This window comes from Cupriavidus alkaliphilus (genome assembly GCF_900094595.1).
GTDB classification, from domain to species: domain Bacteria; phylum Pseudomonadota; class Gammaproteobacteria; order Burkholderiales; family Burkholderiaceae; genus Cupriavidus; species Cupriavidus alkaliphilus.
In genome coordinates, this window is the sequence record NZ_FMAD01000003.1 from 381,198 (window position 1) to 405,168 (window position 23,971).

17 protein-coding genes and 7 tRNA genes are annotated in these 23,971 nt (G+C 67.1%); 4 read left to right on the forward strand and 20 right to left on the reverse strand.

Annotated features, from left to right (window positions below; genetic code table 11):
* Positions 1-36: 36 nt before the first annotated feature.
* Both GA0116996_RS08365 and GA0116996_RS08370 read left to right on the forward strand, forming a co-directional pair.
* The gene (locus GA0116996_RS08365) at positions 37-1,824 is read left to right on the forward strand and encodes an ArnT family glycosyltransferase (RefSeq protein WP_092309331.1); all 1,788 of its coding nucleotides are present in this window, start codon (positions 37-39) and stop codon (positions 1,822-1,824) included.
* A gap of 135 nt (positions 1,825-1,959) precedes the next feature.
* On the forward strand, positions 1,960-3,312 hold the full coding sequence (locus GA0116996_RS08370; protein ID WP_092309334.1) for an MATE family efflux transporter: 1,353 nt from the start codon (positions 1,960-1,962) through the stop codon (positions 3,310-3,312).
* A gap of 233 nt (positions 3,313-3,545) precedes the next feature.
* Here GA0116996_RS08370 and GA0116996_RS08375 read toward each other — a convergent pair.
* From GA0116996_RS08375 to gltX, 7 genes are all read right to left on the reverse strand, one after another.
* Positions 3,546-3,622: transfer RNA gene (locus GA0116996_RS08375), tRNA-Asp, on the reverse strand.
* 69 nt (positions 3,623-3,691) lie between these two features.
* Positions 3,692-3,767: transfer RNA gene (locus GA0116996_RS08380), tRNA-Glu, on the reverse strand.
* A gap of 105 nt (positions 3,768-3,872) precedes the next feature.
* Positions 3,873-3,948, reverse strand: a tRNA-Ala gene (locus tag GA0116996_RS08385).
* A gap of 196 nt (positions 3,949-4,144) precedes the next feature.
* Positions 4,145-4,221, reverse strand: a tRNA-Asp gene (locus tag GA0116996_RS08390).
* A gap of 69 nt (positions 4,222-4,290) precedes the next feature.
* Positions 4,291-4,366, reverse strand: a tRNA-Glu gene (locus tag GA0116996_RS08395).
* Between the two features lie 66 nt (positions 4,367-4,432).
* Positions 4,433-4,508 (reverse strand) — tRNA-Ala (locus tag GA0116996_RS08400).
* A gap of 293 nt (positions 4,509-4,801) precedes the next feature.
* Positions 4,802-6,202 carry a glutamate--tRNA ligase gene (gene gltX / locus GA0116996_RS08405; RefSeq protein WP_092309337.1) on the reverse strand — a complete coding sequence of 467 codons (1,401 nt, stop codon included), beginning with the start codon at positions 6,200-6,202 and terminating at the stop codon, positions 4,802-4,804.
* A 261-nt stretch (positions 6,203-6,463) separates the two neighbouring features.
* On the opposite strand from gltX, the gene GA0116996_RS08410 reads away from it, so the two are divergent.
* Positions 6,464-7,393, forward strand: coding sequence for a patatin-like phospholipase family protein (locus GA0116996_RS08410; RefSeq protein ID WP_092309340.1), 930 nt, complete (start codon positions 6,464-6,466; stop codon positions 7,391-7,393).
* Between the two features lie 74 nt (positions 7,394-7,467).
* Here the strand turns inward: GA0116996_RS08410 and GA0116996_RS08415 are convergent, their stop codons facing one another.
* The 5 genes from GA0116996_RS08415 to GA0116996_RS08435 form a co-directional block, all read right to left on the reverse strand.
* Positions 7,468-8,148 carry a C40 family peptidase gene (locus tag GA0116996_RS08415; RefSeq protein ID WP_092309343.1) on the reverse strand — a complete coding sequence of 227 codons (681 nt, stop codon included), beginning with the start codon at positions 8,146-8,148 and terminating at the stop codon, positions 7,468-7,470.
* Positions 8,149-8,556: 408 nt separating this feature from the next.
* Positions 8,557-10,218 carry an ABC transporter ATP-binding protein gene (locus GA0116996_RS08420; protein WP_373861786.1) on the reverse strand — a complete coding sequence of 554 codons (1,662 nt, stop codon included), beginning with the start codon at positions 10,216-10,218 and terminating at the stop codon, positions 8,557-8,559.
* Positions 10,215-11,351 (reverse strand): ABC transporter permease, encoded by a 1,137-nt coding sequence (locus GA0116996_RS08425; RefSeq protein WP_062800670.1) that lies wholly within the window; start codon positions 11,349-11,351, stop codon positions 10,215-10,217. Before GA0116996_RS08425 ends, GA0116996_RS08420 begins: the two co-directional genes overlap by 4 nt.
* Positions 11,348-12,397, reverse strand: a complete 1,050-nt coding sequence (locus tag GA0116996_RS08430; protein WP_092309346.1) for a microcin C ABC transporter permease YejB — start codon at positions 12,395-12,397, stop codon at positions 11,348-11,350. The genes GA0116996_RS08425 and GA0116996_RS08430 overlap by 4 nt, the downstream gene beginning before the upstream one ends.
* A 51-nt stretch (positions 12,398-12,448) precedes the next feature.
* Positions 12,449-14,350 (reverse strand): extracellular solute-binding protein, encoded by a 1,902-nt coding sequence (locus GA0116996_RS08435; RefSeq protein ID WP_092309349.1) that lies wholly within the window; start codon positions 14,348-14,350, stop codon positions 12,449-12,451.
* A 209-nt stretch (positions 14,351-14,559) separates the two neighbouring features.
* Here GA0116996_RS08435 and fabI point away from each other — a divergent pair, with 209 nt between their 5' ends.
* The gene (gene fabI / locus GA0116996_RS08440) at positions 14,560-15,348 is read left to right on the forward strand and encodes an enoyl-ACP reductase FabI (RefSeq protein WP_092309352.1); all 789 of its coding nucleotides are present in this window, start codon (positions 14,560-14,562) and stop codon (positions 15,346-15,348) included.
* A 92-nt stretch (positions 15,349-15,440) separates the two neighbouring features.
* Here the strand turns inward: fabI and GA0116996_RS08445 are convergent, their stop codons facing one another.
* The 8 genes from GA0116996_RS08445 to GA0116996_RS08480 form a co-directional block, all read right to left on the reverse strand.
* The gene (locus GA0116996_RS08445; RefSeq protein WP_092309355.1) at positions 15,441-16,682 is read right to left on the reverse strand and encodes an MFS transporter; all 1,242 of its coding nucleotides are present in this window, start codon (positions 16,680-16,682) and stop codon (positions 15,441-15,443) included.
* Positions 16,683-16,873: 191 nt separating this feature from the next.
* Positions 16,874-17,323 carry an ion channel gene (locus tag GA0116996_RS08450; RefSeq protein ID WP_092309358.1) on the reverse strand — a complete coding sequence of 150 codons (450 nt, stop codon included), beginning with the start codon at positions 17,321-17,323 and terminating at the stop codon, positions 16,874-16,876.
* 11 nt (positions 17,324-17,334) lie between these two features.
* Positions 17,335-18,384 carry a DUF2955 domain-containing protein gene (locus tag GA0116996_RS08455; protein ID WP_092309360.1) on the reverse strand — a complete coding sequence of 350 codons (1,050 nt, stop codon included), beginning with the start codon at positions 18,382-18,384 and terminating at the stop codon, positions 17,335-17,337.
* Complete coding sequence (locus tag GA0116996_RS08460; protein ID WP_092309363.1) at positions 18,374-19,519, reverse strand: HlyD family secretion protein; 1,146 nt, start codon at positions 19,517-19,519, stop codon at positions 18,374-18,376. The genes GA0116996_RS08455 and GA0116996_RS08460 overlap by 11 nt, the downstream gene beginning before the upstream one ends.
* Positions 19,516-21,072, reverse strand: coding sequence for an efflux transporter outer membrane subunit (locus GA0116996_RS08465; RefSeq protein WP_092309366.1), 1,557 nt, complete (start codon positions 21,070-21,072; stop codon positions 19,516-19,518). Before GA0116996_RS08465 ends, GA0116996_RS08460 begins: the two co-directional genes overlap by 4 nt.
* Before the next feature lie 14 nt (positions 21,073-21,086).
* Positions 21,087-22,190, reverse strand: coding sequence for an AI-2E family transporter (locus tag GA0116996_RS08470; protein ID WP_092309368.1), 1,104 nt, complete (start codon positions 22,188-22,190; stop codon positions 21,087-21,089).
* A gap of 317 nt (positions 22,191-22,507) precedes the next feature.
* Positions 22,508-22,584: transfer RNA gene (locus GA0116996_RS08475), tRNA-Arg, on the reverse strand.
* A gap of 51 nt (positions 22,585-22,635) precedes the next feature.
* Positions 22,636-23,904 (reverse strand): GGDEF domain-containing protein, encoded by a 1,269-nt coding sequence (locus tag GA0116996_RS08480; RefSeq protein ID WP_092309371.1) that lies wholly within the window; start codon positions 23,902-23,904, stop codon positions 22,636-22,638.
* Positions 23,905-23,971: the final 67 nt, after the last annotated feature.

Genomic DNA, 23,971 nt, shown 5'->3' on the forward strand with positions numbered 1-23,971 from the left:
TTCGCGCCATGGCGCCACGGCCCGACCTGAGCATCGATGCGTCAAGCCAACACCTCACCCGTCCAGTTGACCGCAGCCGCCACCGGCGCCCTGCCACGCGCGCTGCTGCTGGCCATCTGCATCATCTACGGCCTGGTCGGCCTGTTCGGGCGCGACCCGTGGAAGAACGAGGACGCCGCCGGCTTCGGCGTGATGTGGCAACTCGCCACCGGCAGCACGCACGACTGGCTGATGCCGAACATCGTCGGCCGCCCGTACAGCGAGGACGGCCCGCTGGTGTTCTGGATCGGCGCGCTGATGATCCGAGGCTTCGGCGGCTGGCTGGGCGCGACCGACGCGGCGCGGCTGGCGACGGCGCTGTTCTTCTTCGCTACCTGTGCCTGCATCTGGTACACGACCTACCTGCTGGGCCGGCGCGATGAGGTCCAGCCCTTTGCCTATGCCTTCGGCGGCCAGCCCAACGCGCGCGACTACGGCCGCACGCTGGCCGACGGCGCGCTGCTGATCTTCCTCGCCTGCGTGGGCCTGGCCATGCGCGGGCACGAGACCACGCCGCAGGTCGGCCAGGTCGCGTTCATCGCGCTGGCGCTGTACGGCATGGTGCGCAGCCTCGACAAGCCCACCCAGGGCAGCCTGATCTACGGCGCCGCGCTGGGCGGCCTGACGCTGGCCAGCGGGCCGCTGCTGGCGCTGGCGCTGCTGTTCGGCACGGCGGTGTGCGCGCTGGTGTGCAAGCCACTGCCATGGCGGCGGCTTGCCGTGGTCGCGATTCCGCTGGCGCTGCTGATCGTGGCGGCGTGGCTGGCGGCCGCGTATTTCGGCGCGGCCGACCGCAACGAGGCCGTGACCTTTATCCGCGAATGGTCGCGCTATGACCGCCGCAGCTACGGCTCGCCCAATATGGCGACGTTCGGCTTCAACATGCGCAACCTGTTCCTGTACACGTGGCCGGTTTGGCCGATCGCGGGCTGGGCCTGGATCGCCTGGACCGGCATGCGCCGGGCGCCCCATGTCGCGGCGCCGCTGGCGCTGCTGCTGCCGGTGCTGGTCCTGCTGTTCCTGCAGCGCAGTGCCGGCGACGTGCAGTTCATCCTGCTGCTGCCGCCGATGGCCGTGCTGGCCGCCTTTGCCCTGCCGACGCTGGCGCGCGGCGTGATCAACGCCATCGACTGGTTCGCGCTGCTGTTCTTCACCATCTTCGGCGGCACGGTCTGGTTCATGTGGATCGCCAAGACCACCGGCTGGCCACCGCGCATCGCGCGCAACGTGTTCCGGCAGCTGCCGGGCTACCAGCATGAATTCACCATCACCGCGGTGGTGTTTGCGCTCGCGGCGACCTTGGCATGGGTGCTGATCGTGCGCTGGCGCCTGTCGCGCGCGCCCAAGCAGATCTGGCGCCCGGTGGTGATTTCCGCCGCCGGCACCACGCTGATGTGGGTGATGGCGATGACGCTGTGGCTGCCGTCGATCAATTACGGCAAGACCTATCGCGACGTGGCCCAGGCGGCGTCGATGGCGCTGCCGCCGGCCTACCAGTGCGTGCAGCCGATCCGCATGGGCGATGCGCAGCTGGCGTCGTTCGCCTACTTCGGCCATATCCGCTTCGGCGGGCCCAACGACGGCTGCGACGTGCTGCTGCGCCACGATTCGGTCGACTACGGCGAGCCGGGCAATATCTCGCACTTCGAGTGGCGGCTGATCTGGGAAGGCCGGCGCCCGGCCGACCGCGACGAACGCTTCCGCATGTACCGCCTGGTCGATACCGCCCGCGCGGTCCACCCGCGCCCCGACCTGCCGCGACGCCGCCTGCCGCGCCAGCCCTGAGCGTGGCCTCGTGACAGTCACCACGGGTCGCAACTAGCCGCCACCCCGACACACCGCAGCGCCTACGCGCCCATTGACCATTCCGGCCGCAGGCGGCTGCGGGGCTGGACTTCCAGCCCCCCTGCCGAGCCCTGAATGACACTGTTCCAAGACCTTCGCCGCATTGCCGCCCTGGCCGCCCCTGTGCTGGCCGGGCAACTCGCCGTGATCGCCTTCGGCGTGATCGATACCGTGATGGCCGGACGCGCGTCCGCTACCGACCTCGCCGCCGTGGGCCTGGGCGGGTCGATCTACGTGACCATCTATATCAGCCTGATGGGCGTGCTGCAGGCGCTCTCGCCCATCGCCGGCCAGCTCTACGGCGCCGGACGCCTCGAGGCCATCGGCGCCGAGGTGCGGCAGGCCGCCTGGCTGGGCGCGGCGCTGGCGCTGCCCGGCGTACTGCTGCTGGCATTTCCCGGCCCGCTGCTGGCCTTCGCCAAGGCGCCGCCGGAACTGGTCGAGAAGGCCACCGCCTACCTGCATTTCGGTGCCTTCGGCCTGCCGGCGGCACTGGCCTTCCGCATCTACTCGGCGCTGAACAATGCGCTGTCCCGGCCGATCATGGTGACGGTGCTGCAGGTCGCGGGGCTGGCGCTGAAGGTGCCGCTCAATGCCTGGTTCATCCACGGCGGCCTGGGCGTGCCGGCGATGGGCGGCCCCGGCTGCGGCCTGGCCTCGACGCTGATCAGCTGGGCCTGGTGCATCGCCGGGCTGCTGATCCTGCGCCATGGCAGCGCCTATCAGCCGCTGCGCATCTTCGACACCTGGAGCTGGCCCGCCGCCGCGCCGCTGCGCGCACTGTTGCGCCTCGGCGTGCCAATGGGGCTTACCTACCTGATCGAGATCACGTCGTTCACGCTGATGTCGATCTTCATTACGCGCCTGGGCACGGTGACGCTCGCCGGCCACCAGATCATCGCCAACCTGGGGGCGGTGGCCTACATGCTGCCGCTGTCGCTGGGGATTGCCACCTCGACGCTGGTGGCGCAGCATCTCGGCGCGCGCGACCGGGCCGGCGCCAGCCGCCTCGCATGGCGCGGCATCCGCATGGCGGTGGTGCTGGCAGTGCTGACCGGCGCGCTGCTGTGGCTGCTGCGCAAGCCCGTGCTGGACGCCTATGCCAGCGATCCCGCGGTAGTCGCCGCGGCGCTGCCGCTGGTGCTGTTCGTGGCGTTCTACCAGGCCTTCGACGCGGTGCAGGTGATGACGGCCTTTATCCTGCGTGCGTACAAGATTGCGCTGATCCCGACGGTGATCTACGCCGGCTCACTGTGGGGCATCGGGCTGGGCGGCGGTTATGTGCTGGGCTTTGGCCTGATCGACGGCATGCCTGCCATCACGCGCGGCGCGAGCGGCTTCTGGCTGGCCAACAGTATCAGCCTGGCGCTGGCAGGCGTGCTGCTGGTGCGATATTTCAGCCGGGTCAGCAAGGATCCGGCAAGCTGAGTCCCGCACCGAGTCGCCACCCGCGGGTGGCCAGCAGTTTTGGATCACGAGAAAAGAAAAAGCCCGCTTGCGCGGGCTTTTCAAAATTGGCGGAGTGGACGGGACTCGCCTACGTGTCGCAGGCCGCTGCTGCGCCTGCAGGCGCAGCCCTTCTCGTCCCGCCGCGAGCCGCGCAGGCGGCTCGCTCCACTCCGTACAAAAGAAAAAGCCCGCTTGCGCGGGCTTTTCAAAATTGGCGGAGTGGACGGGACTCGAACCCGCGACCCCCGGCGTGACAGGCCGGTATTCTAACCGACTGAACTACCACTCCTTAGTCGGCTGCCATCTCAAGCTATTGCTTGAGACGACATGCTGGACGTCTGATTACGCCCTGCTGTTATGGCGTCCCCTAGGGGATTCGAACCCCTGTACTCACCGTGAAAGGGTGATGTCCTAGGCCTCTAGACGAAGGGGACAGAAACTTGTTCTTCAACGCGTTTTCTGTCTTGCGCTGGAAAGACCGCCATCATAGCAGACTTTTTCGCGCTTGGGAAGCTTCTTTTTAGACGCTTCCCAGATTCTGGTGGAGCTAAGCGGGATCGAACCGCTGACCTCTTGCATGCCATGCAAGCGCTCTCCCAGCTGAGCTATAGCCCCGTATCCGGTGTTCTGGACGGTTACTGCTGGATTCTTCTACCGCCGCCGCTTGCGCAGCGTTTGCAGCGAAGACAGGATTATATAGCGATTTCGACAACGAATGCAACACATTTTATTGCATTTACCGCGATTCACAACATAATCCCTCACCCAAAAGAAAAACCCGCATGGTGGATACACCATGCGGGTTTAGTTTTGGCGGAGTGGACGGGACTCGAACCCGCGACCCCCGGCGTGACAGGCCGGTATTCTAACCGACTGAACTACCACTCCTTAGTCGGCTGCCATCTCAAGCTATTGCTCGAGACGACATGCTGGACGTCTGATTACGCCCTGCTGTTATGGCGTCCCCTAGGGGATTCGAACCCCTGTACTCACCGTGAAAGGGTGATGTCCTAGGCCTCTAGACGAAGGGGACAGAAACTTGTCTTTCAACACGTTCCGTCTGGCACCAACCGGTACTGCATGGCTGGAACCTGAATCTTGGTGGAGCTAAGCGGGATCGAACCGCTGACCTCTTGCATGCCATGCAAGCGCTCTCCCAGCTGAGCTATAGCCCCATGGTACTTCCATTTACCGCAACTTGCTGCGTTTCACTTGAATTAACTACCGTTTCAAGCGAAGCCAAGATTATATATCAATCATTAATCTTTGCAAGTTCCCGTTTCAGCTTTTTTTCGCTTGCTCTGTACTTCAATAATCCGCTCAGAGAAAACGAAAGATCCTTTCGGATCCGCCGGCCCGCTTGGTCGCTTTGTAGCTGCCGCGCTGCAGGGAGAACGAGATTATGCGCAAGTCCTGGCCGAAGCGCAAGCCCCGGCGCGGACTTTTTTTGCGTCTTTTTAGGCAGCGCTCAGGCCGCGGCGGCCAGGCGCCGCAGCACCGTGTCGCGGCCGAACAGTTCGAGTACCGCGTCGATGCTCGGCGTCTGCAGCTGCCCTGCCACCAGCAGCCGTACCGGCATGGCCAGCTTGGGCATCTTCAACCCGAACTCGGCCAGCACGGCCTTGAAGGCGGCGCCGATCTCTTCGCGGGTCCACGCGGGCAGCGCGGCCAGCCGGGCCGACAGTGCCGCCAGTGCCGGCTGGATCTCCGGGGTGAGATGTTCGGCCTTGAGCGCGGCATCGGCCCGCGGCTCGCCGCGATAGAACAGCAGCGCGGCCTGCGCGACTTCCTTCAGCGTGTTGGCGCGGTCCTTCACCAGCGCGATCACGCCGACCAGGTCGGCCCCTTCCACCTTGCCGCCCAGCGCCTCGATAAAGGGCTGCGTCAGCGTGGCCAGGCGCTGGTTGTCACCAGCCTTGATGTAGTGGTTGTTGAGCCAGGCCAGCTTCTCAGGGTTGTACTGGGCCGGCGACTTGCCCAGGTGCTCAAGGTCGAACCACTCCACGAACTGCTCGCGCGAGAAGATCTCGGCATCGCCGTGCGCCCAACCCAGCCGCGCCAGGTAGTTCAGCACCGCTTCCGGCAGGTAGCCCTCGTCGCGATACCCGGTCACGCTCATCGCGCCATGGCGCTTGCTCATTTTCTCGCCCTGCTCGTTGAGCACGGTCGGCAGGTGCGCGTAGACCGGAGGCGTGCCGCCCAGCGCGCGGATGATGTTGATCTGGCGCGGCGTGTTGTTGACGTGGTCGTCGCCGCGGATCACGTGGGTGATCTGCATGTCGAGATCGTCCACCACCACGCAGAAGTTGTAGGTGGGCGTGCCGTCGGGGCGCGCGATCACCAGGTCGTCGAGCTCGTCATTGGCAATCTCGATGCGGCCCTTGACCGCGTCGTCCCACACCACGCTGCCGCCGATGGGGTTCCTGAAGCGGATCACCGGGTCCACGCCGGCCGGCGGCTCGGGCAGGACCTTGCCCGGCTCAGGCCGCCAGAAGCCGTTGTAGCGCGGCTTCTCGCCGCGCTCGCGCTGGGCTTCGCGCAGCGCGTCCAGTTCTGCCGTGCTCATGTAGCAGCGGTAGGCCAGCCCGGCCTCCACCATCTGCGCCACCACCTCGCGATAGCGGTCCATGCGCTGCATCTGGTAGAACGGCCCCTCGTCGATATCCAGCTCGAGCCAGGCCATGCTTTCGAGGATCACGTCGACCGCCTCCTGCGACGAGCGCTCGACGTCGGTGTCCTCGATGCGCAGGATGAAGTCGCCCTGCATGCGGCGGGCAAAGGCCCAGGGATAGAGCGCGGAGCGGATATTGCCGAGATGGATGAAGCCGGTCGGGCTCGGCGCAAAGCGGGTGCGGACGCGTTGAGTCATGGTCAGGGGAAAAACAAGAAAGCCCGCGCGCGGCGGCGCGCAGGCTGGTGTATGTGCGGGCCCTGCATTATACCAACGCGTATTGCCCAGCTTCGCCCCGCCCCCGACCCATTGCGCGCACCGGCCCCGCGCGGAATCATTTATGCTTGCGCCGGTCTGAGCTGTGGCCGGCAGCCAGGCCGAGCGATCGGAACGTGGATGGAGAAGCACCCGCATCGCATCGCCGCCGCTGGTCCCTCCTTGTTACCGATCCCCCGCTGCATGCAACGACGTCATTTTCTCGGCATCTCCGCCGCCGCCCTGCTGGCGGGCTGCGCCTTCGGCCCGCGCTCCGCGCCACCGGTCGCGACCACGCCGCCCTCCCCGCCCACGCCGCGGCCCATCAAGATCGGCCTGGCGCTGGGCGGCGGCGCCGCGCGCGGCTTTGCCCATATCGGCGTGATCAAGGCGCTCGAGGCCCAGGGCATCCACGCCGACCTGGTCACCGGCACCAGCGCCGGCGCGGTGGTGGCGGCGCTGTACGCCAGCGGGCTCAATGGCTTCCAGCTGAACAAGCTTGCCCTGACCATGGACGAGGCCGCCATCGCCGACTGGGCGCTGCCGTTCGGCACCCGCTTCGGCGGCTGGCTCAAGGGCGAGGCGCTGCAGAACTACGTCAACCGCCTGGTGCAGAACCGCCCCATCGAATCCATGAAGCTGCCGCTGGGCATCGTCGCCACCGACCTCAAGAGCGGCGACAAGATCCTGTTCCGCCGCGGCAACACGGGCCAGGCCGTGCGCGCTTCCAGCAGCGTGCCGGGCGTGTTCCAGCCGGTATCGATCCAGGGGCACGACTATGTCGACGGCGGCCTGGTCGAACCGGTGCCGGTGGATTCCGCCCGCAGCATGGGAGCGGACTTTGTCATTGCGGTCAATATCTCGGCCGATCCGTCGGCGCAGCAGCACGCCGGCCAGAGCGGCGTGCTGCTGCAGACCACCGCGATCATGGGCCAGTCCATCAACAAGATGGCGCTGGCGCGCGCCGACGTGGTGATCCGGCCCGAGCTGCCCGACATGGGCGGCAGCGACTTCAATGCGCGCAACCGCGCCGTACTGGCGGGCGAACAGGCGACCGCGGCGGTCATGGCAACGCTGCGGCAGCGGCTGGAACAGGCCCGGCTGGCGCCCGCCGGCAAGGTCGCGGCGCAGTAGCCGCGCCGCCGCTGCATCGGAAAACAAAAAGGACTGCCGCAGCAGTCCTTTCTTGTTTAACGCGTCGCCAGCCGTCAGCCGCCGTACATCGACGCGCGAGCCGCCTTGGGATCGTAGCGCTTGAGCGTCTCGACCATGTCGCCCAGGCCCTCGGCACTGCGTTCCTTGCCTTCGTCGATGCGGCGGGCGCCGTTGTAGCGGGTCACCCAATAGGCCGCGCGCATGTCGTCGACGCGGATCTTGCTGCCGGTGGACGGCGCATGCACGAACTTGTTGTCGCCGATATAGATGCCGACATGCGAAAAAGTCTGGCGCATGGTGTTGAAGAACACCAGGTCGCCCGGACGCAGGTCGCTGGTCGCCACGGTGGTGCCGACGCGGCTGATTTCGACGGAGCGGCGCGGCAGCATGAAGCCGAAGGTGTCATGGAACACGTAGCGGACGAAGCCGCTGCAGTCCAGGCCGGATTCGGGCGTGTTGCCGCCGAAGCGGTAACGCACGCCGATCAGGCCCAGCGCATTCATGACCAGGTCGCCAGCCTTGCTGGCAACGTTGCTGGTGGAATTCACCACCGACGACAGCAAGCCGCGCCTGCCTTCCGGATGCGAATCCACGGCCTGGGCCGCGGACTCGATACGGGTGTCGGCATCCTTGAATACCGTATCCGCCAGCACTCCATTCGACACAGTCGCACCGCAGGCAAGGGCAAATCCGACGGCGGCGCGCGCCAGGGAATGAAGCACCGATCGCTGCATTGGCTCTCCTGTTGATCGTTCCAAAGCAAGCCCCGGCACAGAGTCCGGGGCAGCTGGGTATTGGGTGGATGTCGCGCGAACGTTTCAGTGACGTCGGGCGATCATCGTGTGAACTCAGGGGGCAAACCTTACGCAACCTCCGCGCCAGGGCCTCGGCTCGGCTCCCGCACCGCAAGCGTGCACGGCGGGCGCAAATGCGCCGGACGCACCACCCCCAAAACTAGTTCTGGCGGGATGGTAAAGGGTTGTCATTCACATGTCAAAGTTCGTTACAAATTCGACGGATTTGGCTTCCGAATCAACGATATAGACCGTTTTTCGCATCTTCTTTATCGGATTAATCCCATGGCTCGATGCTAGCTGCGCGGTCGGCATTGCCCTCGCATTGCAACAGCAAACCCTGCCGAATTACGCCGCACCGACCTGCGCCGCCGCCATCAGCTTGCGCGTATAGGGATGTTGCGGTGCCCCCAGCACCGCTTCGGTCTCGCCCGCCTCGACCACCTCGCCCGCCTTCATCACGATGACCCGGTGCGCCATGGCACGGATCACCGCCAGGTCATGGCTGATAAACAGATAGCTGAGGTTGTACTTGTGCTGCAGCTGAGACAGCAGCGCCAGCACCTGCTGCTGGATCGAGACATCCAGCGCCGAGGTCGGCTCATCCAGCACCAGTATCTGCGGCTTGAGGATCAGCACGCGGGCGATGGCAATGCGCTGGCGCTGCCCGCCGGAGAATTCATGCGGATAGCGGCCCAGCGCGGTACGGTCGAGGCCGACCTCGCGCAACGCCTCGATCACGCGCTGTCGCGTGGCCTCGCGCGACAGTCCGGGCTGGTGCAGCGCCAGGCCTTCGCCCACGATCTGCTCGATGGTCATGCGCGGCGCCAGCGACCCGAACGGGTCCTGGAACACCACCTGCATGCGCGCGCGCAGCTTGCGGCGGTCGTCGCGCGTGGCGGTGTCGAAGCTGCGGCCCAGGAAATGGATGGTGCCAGCGCTCTTGCGCTGCAGCGCCAGCACGGTATGCGCCAGCGTGGTCTTGCCCGAGCCGGACTCGCCGACGATGCCCAGCGTCTCGCCCTCGCGCAGCTGGAAATCGACATCCTTGACCGCCGCGAACTGGTCCTTGCCGAACCACCCTGCCAGGCCGCGGCGCTTGCGCGCATAGCTGACGCCGAGCTTGTTCGCCTCGAGCAGCACCGGCGCCAGCGGCACCAGCGGCAGCACCTCGCGCCGCGGGCGGCTGTCGATCAGCTTGCGGGTATAGGGGTGCTGGGGCGCGGCGAACACGCTGGCGGTCTCGCCGGTTTCCACCAGCACGCCCTTCTCCATCACGCCGACCCGTTGCGCGAAGGCGCGCACCAGGTTGAGGTCGTGGGTGATCAGCATCACCGCCATGCCGAACTCGGCCTGCAGGTCGCGCAGCAGGTCGAGGATCTGCGCGCGGATGGTGACGTCCAGCGCCGTGGTCGGCTCGTCGGCCAGCAGCAGCTTGGGCCGGCACGCCAGCGCCATCGCGATCATGGCGCGCTGGCGCTGGCCGCCCGACAACTGGTGCGGGAAGCTGTCGAAGCGATGTGCGGCGTCGCTGATGCCGGTGCGCTCCAGCAACGCGATGGCGCGCTCGCGCGCGGCGCGGCGGTCCAGGCCTTCGTGCAGTGCGAGGGTCTCGACGATCTGGTTGCCGATGGTGTACAGCGGGTTCAGCGCCGTCATCGGCTCCTGGAAGATCATCGCGATCTCGGCGCCGCGGATCGCGCGCATCTCGCGGTCGGAGACCTCCAGCAGGTTCTTGCCCTCGAAACGGATCGCGCCATCGTAGTAGGCGTCTTCCACCAGCCGTAGCATGGCCAGCGCCGTCACGGTCTTGCCCGAACCGGACTCGCCCACCAGCGCATAGCGCTCGCCGGCGCGCAGGTCGAAGCTGACGTCGCGCACCGCGCGGGTGGCATGCTCGCCATGGCCGAAGGTGACCGACAGCTTGTCGACGCACATCAGCGTGGATCCCGGCGCGGGCATCGGTGCCGGCGCCACGTCCGGCAAGGTCATCGGCGACACCGCGGTCATGGCGTGGCCTCCGGCGCCGCGCCGGTGGGCGCGCCTGCGGGCACCTTGGGCTCGACGCGGCCGCGCAGCGCGGCCAGGCCCAGCCGGGTATCGAAGGCATCGCGCAGCGCGTCGCCCATGAAGGTCAGCAGCAGCAGCGTCACCACCAGCACCGCGAAGGTCGACAGCGAGATCCACCACGCATCGAGGTTGGCCTTGCCCTGCGCCAGCAACTCGCCCAGGCTCGGCGTGGTGGGCGGCACGCCCAGGCCGAGGAAGTCGAGGCTGGTCAGCGCCAGGATGGCCGCGCTCATGCGGAATGGCAGGAAGGTGATCACAGGGGTCAGGCTGTTTGGCAGGATGTGGCGCCACATGATCTGCACGTTGGACAATCCCAGCGCGCGCGCGGCCTTGACGTAGTCGAGCGAGCGGTTGCGGTAGAACTCGGCGCGCACGTAATCGGACAAGCCCATCCAGCCGAACAGCGACAGCAGGATGATCAGCAGCGCCAGGCTGGGCTCGAAGATCGAGGCGAAGATGATCAGCAGGTAGAGCTCGGGCATCGAGCTCCAGATCTCGATGGCGCGTTGCGAGAACAGGTCGAAGCGCCCGCCGAAGAAGCCCATCAGCGCCCCGGTCAGGGTACCGACCAGCACCCCGATCACGGTCAGCGCCAGCGCGAACAGCACCGACACGCGGAAGCCATACAGCAGCCGCGCCAGCACGTCGCGGCCGCGGTCGTCGGTGCCGAGCCAGTTCTCGGCCGAGGGCGGCGCCGGGTTGGGTTCCTTGGCGAAGTAGTTGAGCGAGTCGTACGAATACCGGTTCAGCGGAAACACCGCGAAATTGCCGTTGGTGGTGATGCGATCGCGGATATACGGGTCCAGGTAATCGGCCGGCGTGGCGAAATCGCCGTCGAAGGTGGTTTCGGGATAGACCTTGACGATGGGGAAATACCATTCGCCCTTGTAGTGCACCACCAGCGGCCGGTTGCTCGACAACAGTTCCGCGCCCAGGCTGAGCACGAAGATGACGACGAAGATCACCAGGCTCCAGTAGCCGCGCCGGTTGCGGCGAAAGCGCTGCCAGGCGCGCTGGCGCGGCGAAGGCGAATGCGGCAGGCCGTTGGGCGCCGCGTGCGAGAACGGTTTCATCGGTGCAAGCCCTCGAAATGGATGCGCGGGTCCACCAGCACGTAGCAGACGTCGGAGATCAGGCGCGTGACCAGCCCGATCAGCGTGAACAGGTAGAGCGTGCCGAGCACCACCGGATAGTCGCGCCGCAGCACCGCTTCATACGAAAGCAGGCCCAGCCCGTCGAGCGAGAACAGTGTCTCGATCAGCAGCGAGCCGGTGAAGAAGGCGCCGATGAACGCCGCCGGGAAGCCGGTCACCAGCGGGATCAGGGCATTGCGAAAGACGTGCTTCCACAGCACGCGGCGCTCGCCCAGGCCCTTGGCGCGCGCGGTCAGCACATACTGCTTGCGGATTTCCTCGAGGAAGGCGTTCTTGGTCAGCATGGTCACCACCGCGAAACTGCCCACCACCGACGCCGTGATCGGCAGCACCAGATGCCACAGGTAGTCCATCACCTTGCCCATCAGCGACAGCTGCTCCCAGTTATCGGAAGTCAGCCCCCGCAGCGGAAACCACTGCACGAAGGTGCCGCCGCCGAACACCACCAGCAGCAGCACGCCGAGCACGAAGCCAGGGATGGCATAGCCGACCAGCACGATGACGCTGGTCACCACGTCGAAGCGGCTGCCCGCCCGGATCGCCTTGGAGATGCCGAGCGGCACCGATATCAGGTAGGTCAGGAAGAAGGTCCACAAGCCGAGGCTGACCGATACCGGCAGCTTGGACTTGACCAGCTCCCACACGCTGCGGTGCTGGAAATAGCTCTGGCCCAGGTCGAACTGGGCAAAGCGCTTGAGCATCAGCAAGTAGCGCTCCAGCGGCGGCTTGTCGAAGCCGTAGAGGGCCTGGATCTCCTTGATCTTGTCGGGGTCGACGCCACGCCGCCCGCGGTATTCGGCGCCACCGCCGCTGGCTTCGCCAGCGCCGCCGCGCCCTTTCAGCTCCATCATCATCTGTTCGACCGGGCCGCCCGGCACGAACTGGATCACGACAAAGGTCAGCGTGATGACCCCGACCAGCGTCGGAATCATCAGCAGAATGCGTTTGAGCAGATAGGCAAGCATGGGGGCCGTCTCTTTCCTTGTCCGCGCTGAACCTGCCAGCGCCTGAGTGCCTCAGCGGGCTTGCGCCTGCACGTCGGTGCGCCACCAGTGGCTGAGGATCCAGCCTTCCGCGGTGTAGAAATACGGCAGCCGCTCCGGGTACGCCAGCGTCTTGCGGTAGGCCACCCGGTGCGACGCGCTGTACCAGTTCGGCACGATGTAATAGCCGTGCATCAGCACCCGGTCCAGCGCGCGGCCGGCAGTGACGAGCTCCTGCCGGGTATCGGCGCGCAGCACGTTGTCCACCAGCTTGTCGACCACCGGCGACTTCAGCCCGAACAGGTTGTCCGAGCCCGGCGTGCCGGCGGCCTCGCTGGAGAAGCGGTCGCGCAGTTCATTGCCCGGGCTTTGCGAATCGGGGAAGCGGATCGACACCATGTCGAAGTCGAAGTCTTCGAGCCGTTTCTGGTACAGCGCGAAATCCGTGGTGCGCTGGTGCACCTGGATGCCGAGCTTCTCGAGGTTGCGCACATAAGTGGTGATCACCCGGCTCATGGCGCCGCCGTCGTCGAGGAACTCGAATACCAGCGGCTCGCCCTTGGCGTTGCGCAGCGCGCCGTCGGTATAGGTCCAGCCGGCCTGGGCCAGCAGGCGCCGCGCCAGGCGCAGGTTGTCGCGCAGCGAGCGCGGCGGCGCGGTGCTGGGCTGGACCACGTCGGGGCCGAACACCTCCGGCGGCAGTTGCGCGCGCAGCGGTTCGAGCAGCTGCAGTTCGCCGGGACCGGGACGGCCGTCGAAAGTGGCGCTGGCCGACAGTTCGCTGTTGGAGAACCAGCTGTCCAGGCGCTTGTAGGCGCCGTAGAACAGCTGCCGGTTGAGCCATTCGAAATCCAGCGCCAGGATCAGCGCCTGGCGTACGCGCACGTCCTGGAACACCGGCTTGCGCAGGTTCATGACATAGCCCTGCATGCCGGCGCCGTTGCGATGCGGGAACTCGGTCTTGAGCAGTTCGCCGTTGCGAAAGCGCGTGCCCTGGTAGCTCTTGGCCCAGTTCTTGGCCTTGTATTCGACGATGGCGTCGAACTCGCCGGCCTTGAAGGCCTCCAGCCGCGCGGTCTCGTCCTTGTACAGGCGGTAGACCACGCGCGCGAAGTTGAAGGTGCCGCGCCGCACGGCGAGGTCCTTGCCCCAGTATTTCGGGTCGCGCTGGAAAACGATGCCGCGGCCGGCGTCGAAACGCTCGATCAGGTAGGGACCGCTGGTCACCGGCGGCTCGAAGGTCAGCTTCTCGAACGGAACCTTGGCGGTCCACTTGCGCGAGAACACCGGCAGCGAGCCCACGATCAGCGGCAGTTCGCGGTTGCGCTGCTTGAAATCGAAGCGCACGGTGCGCTCGCCGGTCACGACCACCGCCTTCACGTCGGTGCACATGCTGCGATAGCCTGGGCTCGAGGCCTTGCTCATCAGCATGTCGTAGGAGTACTTGACGTCCGAGGCGAGCACCGGGTCGCCATTGGAAAAGCGCGCCTGCGGGCGGATCGTGAAGGTGACCGACAACTCGTCGGGCGCCACCGTGACGTCCTCGGCCAGCAGGCCGTAGGCGCTGGCGCTTTCGTCGGCGCTGCTGATCAGCAGCGACTCGAACATCAGCGCGTTCAGGCCCGGGGCCGAGGTGCCCTTCAGCGTGAACGGATTGAACTTGTCGAAACTGGTGCGCCGGTCTGGATTGGCGAGCGTCAGCGTGCCGCCGACCGGTGCGTTGGGATTGGCGTATTCGAAGTGCGAGAAATTCGGCTGGTACTTGAGGTCCCCATGCAGCGCAAAGCCATGCGCCGCCCATGCCGGATCAGAAAAGAGCGAGACCCCCGCCGCCAGCGCCAGCGCCAGCTTCATTGCCGCCCAACCACGCAGTACTGCATCCCGCCGGAAGCACTGCCATGCCGCCTGAAGCGGCCAACGTGCTTGAATAGGCATCCTGTTGGATTCCTCCACTGTCACCTGTCGGGCCCGGCGTTCTGCGGCCGGGCCAAGTATGAGACAATTTTACATGCGTCCGGGGTGGCCCCAGCCATCCGGACATTCCCTCTGCGCGGCGCAATAAAAGGGCCGCAAGACAGCCCGGCACCCGCACGGCCGCATGGCGGACGCACGAAGCGTGCCTGATACACCACCTTGGAGAATTTATGGGATTTCTGGCAGGTAAGCGGATCCTGATCACCGGCTTGCTTTCGAACCGCTCGATCGCCTATGGCATTGCCTCGGCGTGCAAGCGCGAAGGCGCCGAACTGGCCTTCACCTACGTCGGCGAACGGTTCAAGGACCGGATCAGCGACTTTGCCAAGGAATTCGGCAGCGACCTGGTTTTCGAATGCGACGTCGGCAGCGACGAGCAGATTGCCGCCACCTTCGCCGCGCTGGGCCAGCGCTGGGAAAAGTTCGACGGCCTGGTGCATTCGATCGGCTTCGCGCCGCGTGAAGCGATCGCCGGCGATTTCCTCGACGGCCTGTCGCGCGAAGGCTTCCGCATCGCCCACGACATTTCCGCGTACAGCTTCCCGGCGCTGGCCAAGGCCGCCCTGCCGCTGCTGTCGGACAAGGCCTCGCTGCTGACGCTGACTTACCTGGGCGCCGAGCGCGTCGTTCCCAACTACAACACCATGGGCCTGGCCAAGGCATCGCTGGAAGCCAGCGTGCGCTACCTGGCCTCATCGGTCGGCCCGCGCGGCATCCGTGCCAACGGCATCTCGGCCGGTCCGATCAAGACCCTGGCCGCCTCGGGCATCAAGGGCTTCGGCAAGCTGCTCGGCCACTTCGAGGAAGCCGCGCCGCTGCGCCGCAATGTCACCATCGAAGAGGTCGGCAACGTCGCCGCCTTCCTGCTGTCGGACCTGGCCAGCGGCGTGACCGGTGAGATCACCTACGTCGACGGCGGCTTCAACGTGGTTGGCGCAAGCGTGGCCGACGCGGAGTAAATCCTGCGCCGGCAGCACGCGCAATAAAAAAAGGGGTGCCGGTATGGCACCCCTTTTTGCTTCGGGATTCCGAAGGCGCGCACGCCAGCGTGCTACGCCGCGGCGGGCACGCGCCGCTCCATGCTCAGCATCGACCAGGCATAGATCACCAGCCCGCCAAGCGCCAGCAGCAAGCCGACCCAGCCGGTCGACTCCCAGCCGAAGCCTGCAGCGATGGTCAGCCCGCCCAGCCAGGCGCCTAGCGCATTGGCCAGGTTGAAGGCCGAATGGTTGAGCGCAGCGGCCAGCGTCTGGGCGTCGCCGGCGACGTCCATCAGCCGGATCTGCAGCGCCGGGCCCAGCGCCACCGCGGTACCGACCAGCAGCACATTGAACGCCGCCAGCCATGCATGCGACGCGGTCAAGGTAAAGGCGCCCAGCACCAGCGCGGTCCAGACCAGCACGCCGCCCACCGTGGGCATCAGCGCCTTGTCGGCCAGCCTGGCACCGGCCAGGTTGCCCGCCACCATGCCGATGCCGAACAGCGCCAGCACCACCGGGATGCCAGCCGCCGGCATATGCGCCAGCTCCAGCATGGTCGGCTTGATATAGCTGAACACCGAGAACATGCCGCCAAACCCGATCGCGCCGATACCCAGCGTCAGCCAGACCTGCTTGCGCCCGAGCGCCGACAACTCGCGCAGCGGGCTGGCACGCCGGTCAGCCGGCACGAACGGCACCCAGCGCCATACCAGCAGCGCCGTCAGCGCACCGAGCGCACCGACGATCACGAAGGCCGAGCGCCAGCCCAGCCACGTGCCGACCGCCGCGGCGATGGGCACGCCGACCAGCGTGGCGGTGGTCAGGCCCAGCATCACCAGCCCTACCGCCTGCGCGCGCCGCTCGCGCGGGACCAGGCTGGCGGCAACCAGCGCCGCCACGCCGAAATACGTGCCGTGCGGAAAACCCGTGAGCAGACGCGCCACCATCATCGACAGGTACGACGGCGCCAGCGCGCTGGCGATATTGCCGGCGGCAAACACCGCCATCAGTGCGATCAGCAGGTTGCGCCGCGGCCAGCGCGCGCCCAGCACCGCCAGCAGTGGCGCGCCGACGACCACGCCGAGTGCATAGGCACTGATCAGGTGGCCGGCTTGCGGGATCGAGATGCCGAGGTCGGTTGCGGCATCGGGCAGCAGGCCCATGATGACGAACTCGCCGGTGCCGATGCCGAAACTGCCGACGCCAAGCGCCAGCAGGGGCAGCCGGCCGGCTGGCTTGTGATCGCGGGAAGACAGGGAAGCGTCGGCGCCGCGGTCTGGATCCGCGGCGGATTGTGCATGTGGAGCGGCCATGTACAGGATGCAGGAAGTTCAACGAAATGCCGCCCGCTGACGGGCGAGGTAGGGTCCTCGCCTCTGATCGATCCAGCGTGCTCCTGTGCGGCGCGCAGGCCGTATTGTGCGTCAAAAACGCGAATCGTGCCGGCGCCGCCGGCACCCCGCCAGGACCGCGACGCGCCCGCGCCGGGCGCGGCATCCTTGCGCTAGGGCTCGGCGTCCTCGCCCAGGCTGGCCACGTTGAACTTGGTCACGTCCAGCACCGCCGCGGTCATCACGGAACTGGAGACGCCCAACATCAGGATGCCGTTGGCCGCTTCCAGCGGCCCCAGCAGCCGCCACGTGGGCGACATGACGATATCCCCATAGCCCAGCGTGGCAAAGTTGACGCCCGAGTGATACAGCGCGGTGGTGAAATCGGCGAACTCGCCCAGCAGCATGAACAGGATGGCCCAGATCGCCATCTGCACGAAATTGCCGAACAGGGTCATCACCATCACCACCGACAGCAGCATGATCTCCTGACCCAGCGATACGCTCCCCTGCCGCGCGTGCTTGAAGCGCACGTAATAGCGCAGGCAGATGGCCACAAAGACCGCCTGCAACAGCAGGCAGACCAGCATCACGGGAAGGCCGACCGCCAGGTTGCGCAGCATGATCGCCCGCTTCAGCCGGAGAGCTGCCGTGCGCCGCGCGGCTGATCGAGCCATGCGACCATCAGCCAGGCATACAGCGTGACGCCGACAAACAGGCCCATGCGCACGGCAAAGGCGGTATAGACGTCCTTCCCGGCGGCGCTGTCCTGCACGGACTGGCCCAGCAGGATAATCAGCGTCACGAGGGTATTGACCCAGAAGCCCGGCGGGTACCGCGACGGGCTGAGGCCATATAGCTTGCGCGCCACCAGCAGGCCGAACAGCAGCATCCACAGGAAATACATCCACAGATGCACGAACAGGCTGAGCGCGGCCCAGAACAGAATTGCCAGCACACCGCCAAGCAGGGTCGAGCCAAGCAGTTCGCGCCCCGCGCCGCGTGCCGAGACGGTGCAGCTTTGCCGGCCCAGCGTGGCCGCTTTCATGATGATCGGCAGGTACGCCGCCGGATCGTTCAGCGCCAGCAGGAACGCCGGCATGACCACCAGCGCGGCGCGCAGCGCGATCCGGGCAGCCTGGACGTCCGGCAGGGCCGCCGGCGCAGGCGGTGCCCCCGCGCCAGCAGGCTCGGGAAACAGCCAGTGGCCAAGCCCGAGCGCCATCACGGCGACGAGCAAGCCCTTGACCAGCGCTTCGATGACCGTGACCGCCAGCCCGAAGTCGAAGGTGCCCGCCGCGGAAATCATGGTCAGTCCTACCACCAGGAAGGTCGACACCAGGCCGTTGCCGCCGCGCAGGCCATAGCGAAAGGCGAAGAACAGGCACAGGCTGACCAGCAGCACGCCGCTGGCGGGGTAATAGCGCAGGATCGGGACCAGCAGCAGGCCGGTGCCCGTGGTCAGCATCACGACCAGCGCCAGGCCCAGCGCGGCGCCGGGCGACATCGGACGGTTGAGGCTGGTCAGCAGGAACACGCCGAGCACCGGCGTCACCATGGGCACCGGCAGGCCCAGGCCAAAGCTGACCGCCAGGCACAGCGCGGTCCCGCTGGCCAGCCGCAGCGAGCGCCGCGCGCGTGGATCGGGCGCGGGCAACGGCAGTGCCCGGAGGTCAGTAGACATAGGACAGCCAACTCATCAGGTACAGGAACAGGCGGCCCAGCGGATTGAGCGGATTGCCCTCGGTGGGAAACGCCATCACCTCGGCCTGCCCGCCCACGCGAATGCCGCGAAGCGCCGCCAGTTCTTTCCGGTCAATCTCGACAATGACCGGGAAGCGTTGCGCCGGACGCAGCCAGTCACGGCTGTTTTGCACCGTCGGCAGGCTGCCCGGCGGCGTGCCCGGCCCCACGTTGACGCCGTAGCCGACACTGCGCACGCGGCCTTCGAAGACCCGGCCCGGCAAGGCATCCAGCACGACTGCAACCGGCGTGCCGGGCTCGACGCGGCCCAGGTTGTTCTCGGTCATTTCGGCGCTGACCCACACATCGTGGATGGCGATCAGCGTCATGACGGGATTGCCGGCAGCGGCAAACTGTCCGACGTCGGTGCGCAGGTCGGTGACCAGCCCGGCGGCGCGCGCCCGCACCTGCGTATTGGCAAGGTCGAGCTCGGCTTTTTCCAGCGCCGTGGCGGCGCTGCGCAGCTTGGCGTTGTCGTCCTCGCTGCCGCCCTGCTGCTCGCGCGCCCGCTGCACCTCGGCCCGGGCAGCGGCGACCTGGCTGACGGCCTGCTCGAGGCCGGCCCGCGCCACCTCCAGGCGCCGCAGGGAAATGGTGCCCGCGTCTTCGCGGTACAACCGCTCGAGGCGCTCGCTATCCTGGCGCGCCTTGACTTCGTTGGCGCGGGCCGCGCGCAGCGATGCCTGCGCCGATTCGATGCCCGCGGTGCCGGCGCCGACCTGCCGGCGCGTGGACTCAAGGTCAGCGCGGGCGCGGTCCACGGCAATCTTGTAGTGCTGGGGATCCACCTCGAACAGCACCGTGCCCGCGGCGACGTCCTGATTGTTGCGCACATTCACCTTGGTCACGCGCCCGGACACCTCGGCGGCAACCGGCACGACGAAGGCCTGCACCCGCGCCTGTTGCGTGTAAGGGGTCAGGCGGTCGGCCAGCAGGTACCAGGCGAGGCTGATCACGATCAGCAGCAGGATCCAGCGCACGCCCTTTCTTGACGCGTCGGCAGCGGGCGCCGGCGCTGCGGGGGCAGCGGCAGGCGCAGCCGGGGATGCGGCGGAAGGTTGCGGGGTGTCGCTCATCGGCGCTCGCTCAGTGGGTTACCGTTGACTGTCACGGAGGCTGGGGCCGGCGCCGGCTCATCCAGCAGGGTCCCCCAGTCGGTGCGTTGCTGCATCTGCCGGCGGGTGGCGGGGTCAAGCAGCGGCGGCGCGCCCGACCAGCCGCCGCCGAGCGCCTTGTACACGGCGATCAGGTCGCTGACCGCATTGCTGCGGTTGACCACGTAGGCGTCCTGCTGGGTCGCCAGCGCGCGCTGTGCATCGAGCACGCGCTGGAAGTCGGAGTAGCCCTCGCGGTAAAGCGCGCTGGCCAGCGTCAGGGAACGCCTCGCGGCCAGCGCGCTGTCACGCAGGATCTGCTCGCGCTCCAGCGCCTTGAGCAGCGCACTCGCGGCGTCGTCCGCTTCGCGCGCCGCCTGGCGCACGGCCTCCTGATAGGCGACGATCAGTTGCTGCAGCCGGGCGTCCTGCACGCGCACCGTGTTGCGGATGCGCCCGTAGTCGAAAATGTTCCAGCGCAGGCTTGGGCCGCCGACCAGCGCCAGGCTGTTGGGCGTGCCTGCCAGCGTGCTGGCGGACCACACAATGCTGCCCAGCAGCGTCAGCGACGGATACAGATCGGCCTCGGCCACGCCGACCAGCGCCGATTGCGCGGCGATCTGCAGCTCGGCGGCGCGGATATCCGGACGGCGCTGCAGCAGGCTGGCCGGCACGTCCTGCAGCACGGCGCGATCGATCAGCGGAATCACGCCTTCCTGGCCGCTCAGTTCCGGCAACTCCGGCAATGGCCCCGGCGGGCGGCCCATCAGCACCGCCAGGGCATTGCGGGTGCGCGTGATCTGGCTTTCAAATTCCGGGATAGTGCCGAGGGTGCCCAGATACTGCGTCTTCGCTTGCTGCAGGTCGAGCTCGTCGGTCTCGCCGCTCTTGAACAAGCGTTCGGTGATTTCGAGGCTGCGCCGCTGCAGCGCCGCGTTGTCGCGGGCGATGCGCAGGCGAGCCTCGGCTGTGCGCAACGCAAAGTAGGTTTCCGCCACCTGCGCGCGCAGCAATACCAGGCCATCGTCGCGGTTGGCGCTGGCGGCAAAGTAGGCGGCATCGGCAGATTCGATGGCGCGGCTGAAGCGCCCCCAGAAATCCAGCTCCCAGCCGATGTCGAAGCCGGCGCTGTATTGCCAGAAGCGATTATTCTGCGGATTGCGGCCGCCGGCCTGCCGTCGGTCGGTGTACAGGACATCGGCGCTGGCCTGCTGCAGTTGCGGATAGCGCCCGCTCTGGGCGATGCCCAGCTGCGCGCGCGCTTCCATCACGCGCAGGCCAGCGATCTTCAGGCCGGCATTGTGGGCATCGGCTTCGGCGATCAGGCGTTCGAGCACCGGGTCGCCGAAGACCTGCCACCACTCGCGGATGTCGGGCAGCGCCCCCTGCACGGTTGCCTGCTCGAGCGCCGGGCTGCGCCACTGCTGCGCCCAGGGCTCAGCCTGCGGCTGGAAGTCAGGCCCCAGGCGCGCGCAGCCGCCAACGCAGCAGGCGCAGGCCAGCAATGCGCGCAAAGGAGGCTGCCAGCGCGGCATGGGGCCGTATCGCTTCAGGTCTGTGGCTGGTTGCCTGCCCCGCTCTGATGCGGCGGATCTTCCACCCATTGCCAGAACAGCTGATAGCCGACCGCCAGCACCACCGGGCCGATGAACAGGCCGATCACGCCGCCGGTCACCATTCCGCCCAGCGCCCCGACCAGCACCACCGGCATCGGCACGTCGACGCCACGCCCCAGCAACAGCGGCTTGAGCACGTTATCGGCCAGCCCCGCCACGAACACATAGATAGCGAAGACGATGGTGGCCACGCTGGCCCCTTCGCTGGCAAATACATAGATGATCACCGGCACGGTGATCAGCGTGGCCGGCAACTGCGCAATGCCCAGCAGCAGCACCGCCATGGCCAGCAAGCCCGCGGCCGGGATCCCCTTGATCACGAAGGCCACGCCGATCAGCAGCATCTGGATAAAGGCGATGCCGACCACGCCCTGGGCCACCGCGCGTATGGTCGCCGTGCACAGCGCGGCGATGCGCTGCCCCCGTTCCGGACCAAACACGCGCGCGGCAATCTGCACGGCGCTGCGGTGGCCGGCCTCGCCGTACGCCATGAAGATGCCGCCGATAATCAACGCGAAGACAAAAATCAGCAGCCCCTTGCCAATGCCCGCGGCGGCGCCCAGCACGACCAGGCTGACTTCCTTGACCTGCGGCGCGTGCGCCTGGATCGCCCCGGTCAGGTCGGAAGCGGCCTGCAGCCAGACGTCGTACACGCGCTGGCCCACCAGCGGCCAGGTGGCGACGGACTCGGCCGGTGGCGGGATATGCATGCCCTCTTTCTTGACCATGGCCATGGCATTGCCGACCGAATCGACCATGGCGGCGCCCAACAGGTATGCCGGCAGCGCGATGATGGCAATGGAGACCAGCACGATCAGCGTGGCGGCGCGTCCGTCCTTGTTGCCCAGCCGGCGCCGGAGCCTGACCTGCATGGGATAGATGGTTACCGCGAGGATCACCGACCAGACGATGAGATCGAGAAAGGGCTGGAATATGCGGAAGCAGAAGATCGCAAGCACCGCGATCAGCCCGGCGCGGATCAGCACATCGAGTAGTCCGCGCGACAGCACTCTCTCTGAAGTTGGCGTGGGCATCATCGCTTGTCTCCCTGCAGATCATTCTCAAGACCCAGGACCGGCAAACCTCGCCGCCGCGCATTCGCCAGGCCAGGTTAAGTACTGGTCGCATGGACGGATGAAATCCAGTCTAGATGAGGGCTGAGGCCGGAACAACCTCAAAAGGTATGCTTATCGCTACATGGACCATGACGGCCAGATGCCACAACGATTGGCTTTGTACGTCCGCAGGGATAACGGCGTTGGCGAGGGGGAAGCGGAGGGTCAGCGACCGGCAAGCGGCGGAAGTGACAAGGACTGTTGCGGCGGGGCGAAGCCATGGCCCGCCCTTGCAAGACTGGCGCGTCCTAGAGGATTCGAACCTCTGACCGCTCGCTTAGAAGGCGAGTGCTCTATCCAACTGAGCTAAGGACGCGAAGGCGTGCATTCTACCGCAGCGCCCGGCCGCGGTGACAAGCCGTGCGCGTCAGGAGGCAATGCGCGGCTGGCCGCGCGTGACATAGCGGCCAGCGCCTTCAGCAGCATCGGCGGCCGGCGCTGCATTATCGCCGCCCACCGGGTGCAGCGACACGCAGTTGCGCCCCTTCAGCTTGGCGTCATACAGGGCCCGGTCGGCGCGGCGCATCAGCGCGTCGGCACCCTCGCCAGGCTGCCGCGCCGCCACGCCGATGCTGACGGTATAAGCGATCGGATCAGGTTCCGACGGGCAAGGCGTGGCGCGCACCGCCGTGGCGAGCCGCAGGCAGGCAAGCCGCCCGGTTTCCAGCGCGGTATCGGGCATCACGATGGCGAATTCCTCGCCGCCCAGGCGTCCCGCCAGGTCGCCGTGTCCGAGCGTCTTGCGCAACAGGCCGGCAAAGTGCCGCAGCACGCTGTCGCCGGCCAGGTGGCCATAGACATCGTTGATGGCCTTGAAGTGATCGAGATCGACAAACGCGACCGTCATCGGCTTGCGCTGCCGCTCGGCCTGCAGGCAGGCGGCTTCCAGTTCCTCCCAGAAGGCGCCGCGCAGCAGCACATCGGTCAGGTCGTCGTGCCGCGCGCGCCGCTCCAGCATGCGGCGCAGCCGGTCGTGCGCCATCAGCGCAAAGCTGACCGATACCCCGACCAAAGCGAAGACGTTGAACATGGCCAGCTCGCCATCCCACGGCATCGGCCGCGGCCAGGCGCCGCCCTGCGCCATCGCCGCCAGCGGCCGCAGCACGGTCCAGGCGTTGATGGCCGCGGCGGAGATCGTAATCGCCGCCAGCGACCACGCCGCCAGCCGGCCGGTGCCGCGCGTGGCCGGCACCGACGGCACCACGCTGCGCGCGAGATCCAGCAGCAGCACGATATGGCAGGCGCTCAGCACCGGCGCCAGATCGGGCAGCGCCGCGGCCGTGGCGAGGTAGCGCGGCGCCAGGTCGCCCCAGGCCACCGCTGCCGCGGCCGCAAGGTTCAGCCCCAGCAAGCCCGCGGCACGGCCCGGCCGCTGCGCAAAGTGCCGCGCGCCCACCGCCATTACCGAAAGCGCGGCAAGCAGCGCCAGGTCCGTCGACTCCGGCACCAGCCACATCGGCCGCAATGCCTGCACCGCCGCCAGCGCCGCGGCAAAGGCCGCCAGCACGCTGCCCAGCGCCCAGGATGTCAGGCCGCTGCGCTCCATGCCCGACGACCGGCGCAACACCACGCAAACCACCGCCATCTGCAAGGCAAACAGCCCCGCGATGAGCACAACCACGTGCGACTGAAACATCTTTATTCCCGTCCAAGGCAAGCAGCGGCGCTCCGCGTGCCACTGCGCTTCCCTGCTTCTTTGCCGA

Excerpts from the sequence above, each read along its gene's own strand:
- GA0116996_RS08420 (WP_373861786.1), bottom strand. The coding sequence starts at position 10,218 with ATGACCGCGGTGTCGCCGATGACCTTGCCGGACGTGGCGCCGGCACCG.
- GA0116996_RS08455 (WP_092309360.1), bottom strand. The coding sequence starts at position 18,384 with ATGTCTACTGACCTCCGGGCACTGCCGTTGCCCGCGCCCGATCCACGC.
- GA0116996_RS08480 (WP_092309371.1), bottom strand. The coding sequence starts at position 23,904 with ATGTTTCAGTCGCACGTGGTTGTGCTCATCGCGGGGCTGTTTGCCTTG.
- gltX (WP_092309337.1), bottom strand. The coding sequence starts at position 6,202 with ATGACTCAACGCGTCCGCACCCGCTTTGCGCCGAGCCCGACCGGCTTC.
- GA0116996_RS08470 (WP_092309368.1), bottom strand. The coding sequence starts at position 22,190 with ATGATGCCCACGCCAACTTCAGAGAGAGTGCTGTCGCGCGGACTACTC.
- GA0116996_RS08435 (WP_092309349.1), bottom strand. The coding sequence starts at position 14,350 with ATGCCTATTCAAGCACGTTGGCCGCTTCAGGCGGCATGGCAGTGCTTC.
- GA0116996_RS08460 (WP_092309363.1), bottom strand. The coding sequence starts at position 19,519 with ATGAGCGACACCCCGCAACCTTCCGCCGCATCCCCGGCTGCGCCTGCC.
- GA0116996_RS08445 (WP_092309355.1), bottom strand. The coding sequence starts at position 16,682 with ATGGCCGCTCCACATGCACAATCCGCCGCGGATCCAGACCGCGGCGCC.
- GA0116996_RS08365 (WP_092309331.1), top strand. The coding sequence starts at position 37 with ATGCGTCAAGCCAACACCTCACCCGTCCAGTTGACCGCAGCCGCCACC.
- fabI (WP_092309352.1), top strand. The coding sequence starts at position 14,560 with ATGGGATTTCTGGCAGGTAAGCGGATCCTGATCACCGGCTTGCTTTCG.
- GA0116996_RS08370 (WP_092309334.1), top strand. The coding sequence starts at position 1,960 with ATGACACTGTTCCAAGACCTTCGCCGCATTGCCGCCCTGGCCGCCCCT.
- GA0116996_RS08430 (WP_092309346.1), bottom strand. The coding sequence starts at position 12,397 with ATGCTTGCCTATCTGCTCAAACGCATTCTGCTGATGATTCCGACGCTG.
- GA0116996_RS08410 (WP_092309340.1), top strand. The coding sequence starts at position 6,464 with ATGCAACGACGTCATTTTCTCGGCATCTCCGCCGCCGCCCTGCTGGCG.
- GA0116996_RS08465 (WP_092309366.1), bottom strand. The coding sequence starts at position 21,072 with ATGCCGCGCTGGCAGCCTCCTTTGCGCGCATTGCTGGCCTGCGCCTGC.
- GA0116996_RS08450 (WP_092309358.1), bottom strand. The coding sequence starts at position 17,323 with ATGCTGCGCAACCTGGCGGTCGGCCTTCCCGTGATGCTGGTCTGCCTG.
- GA0116996_RS08425 (WP_062800670.1), bottom strand. The coding sequence starts at position 11,351 with ATGAAACCGTTCTCGCACGCGGCGCCCAACGGCCTGCCGCATTCGCCT.
- GA0116996_RS08415 (WP_092309343.1), bottom strand. The coding sequence starts at position 8,148 with ATGCAGCGATCGGTGCTTCATTCCCTGGCGCGCGCCGCCGTCGGATTT.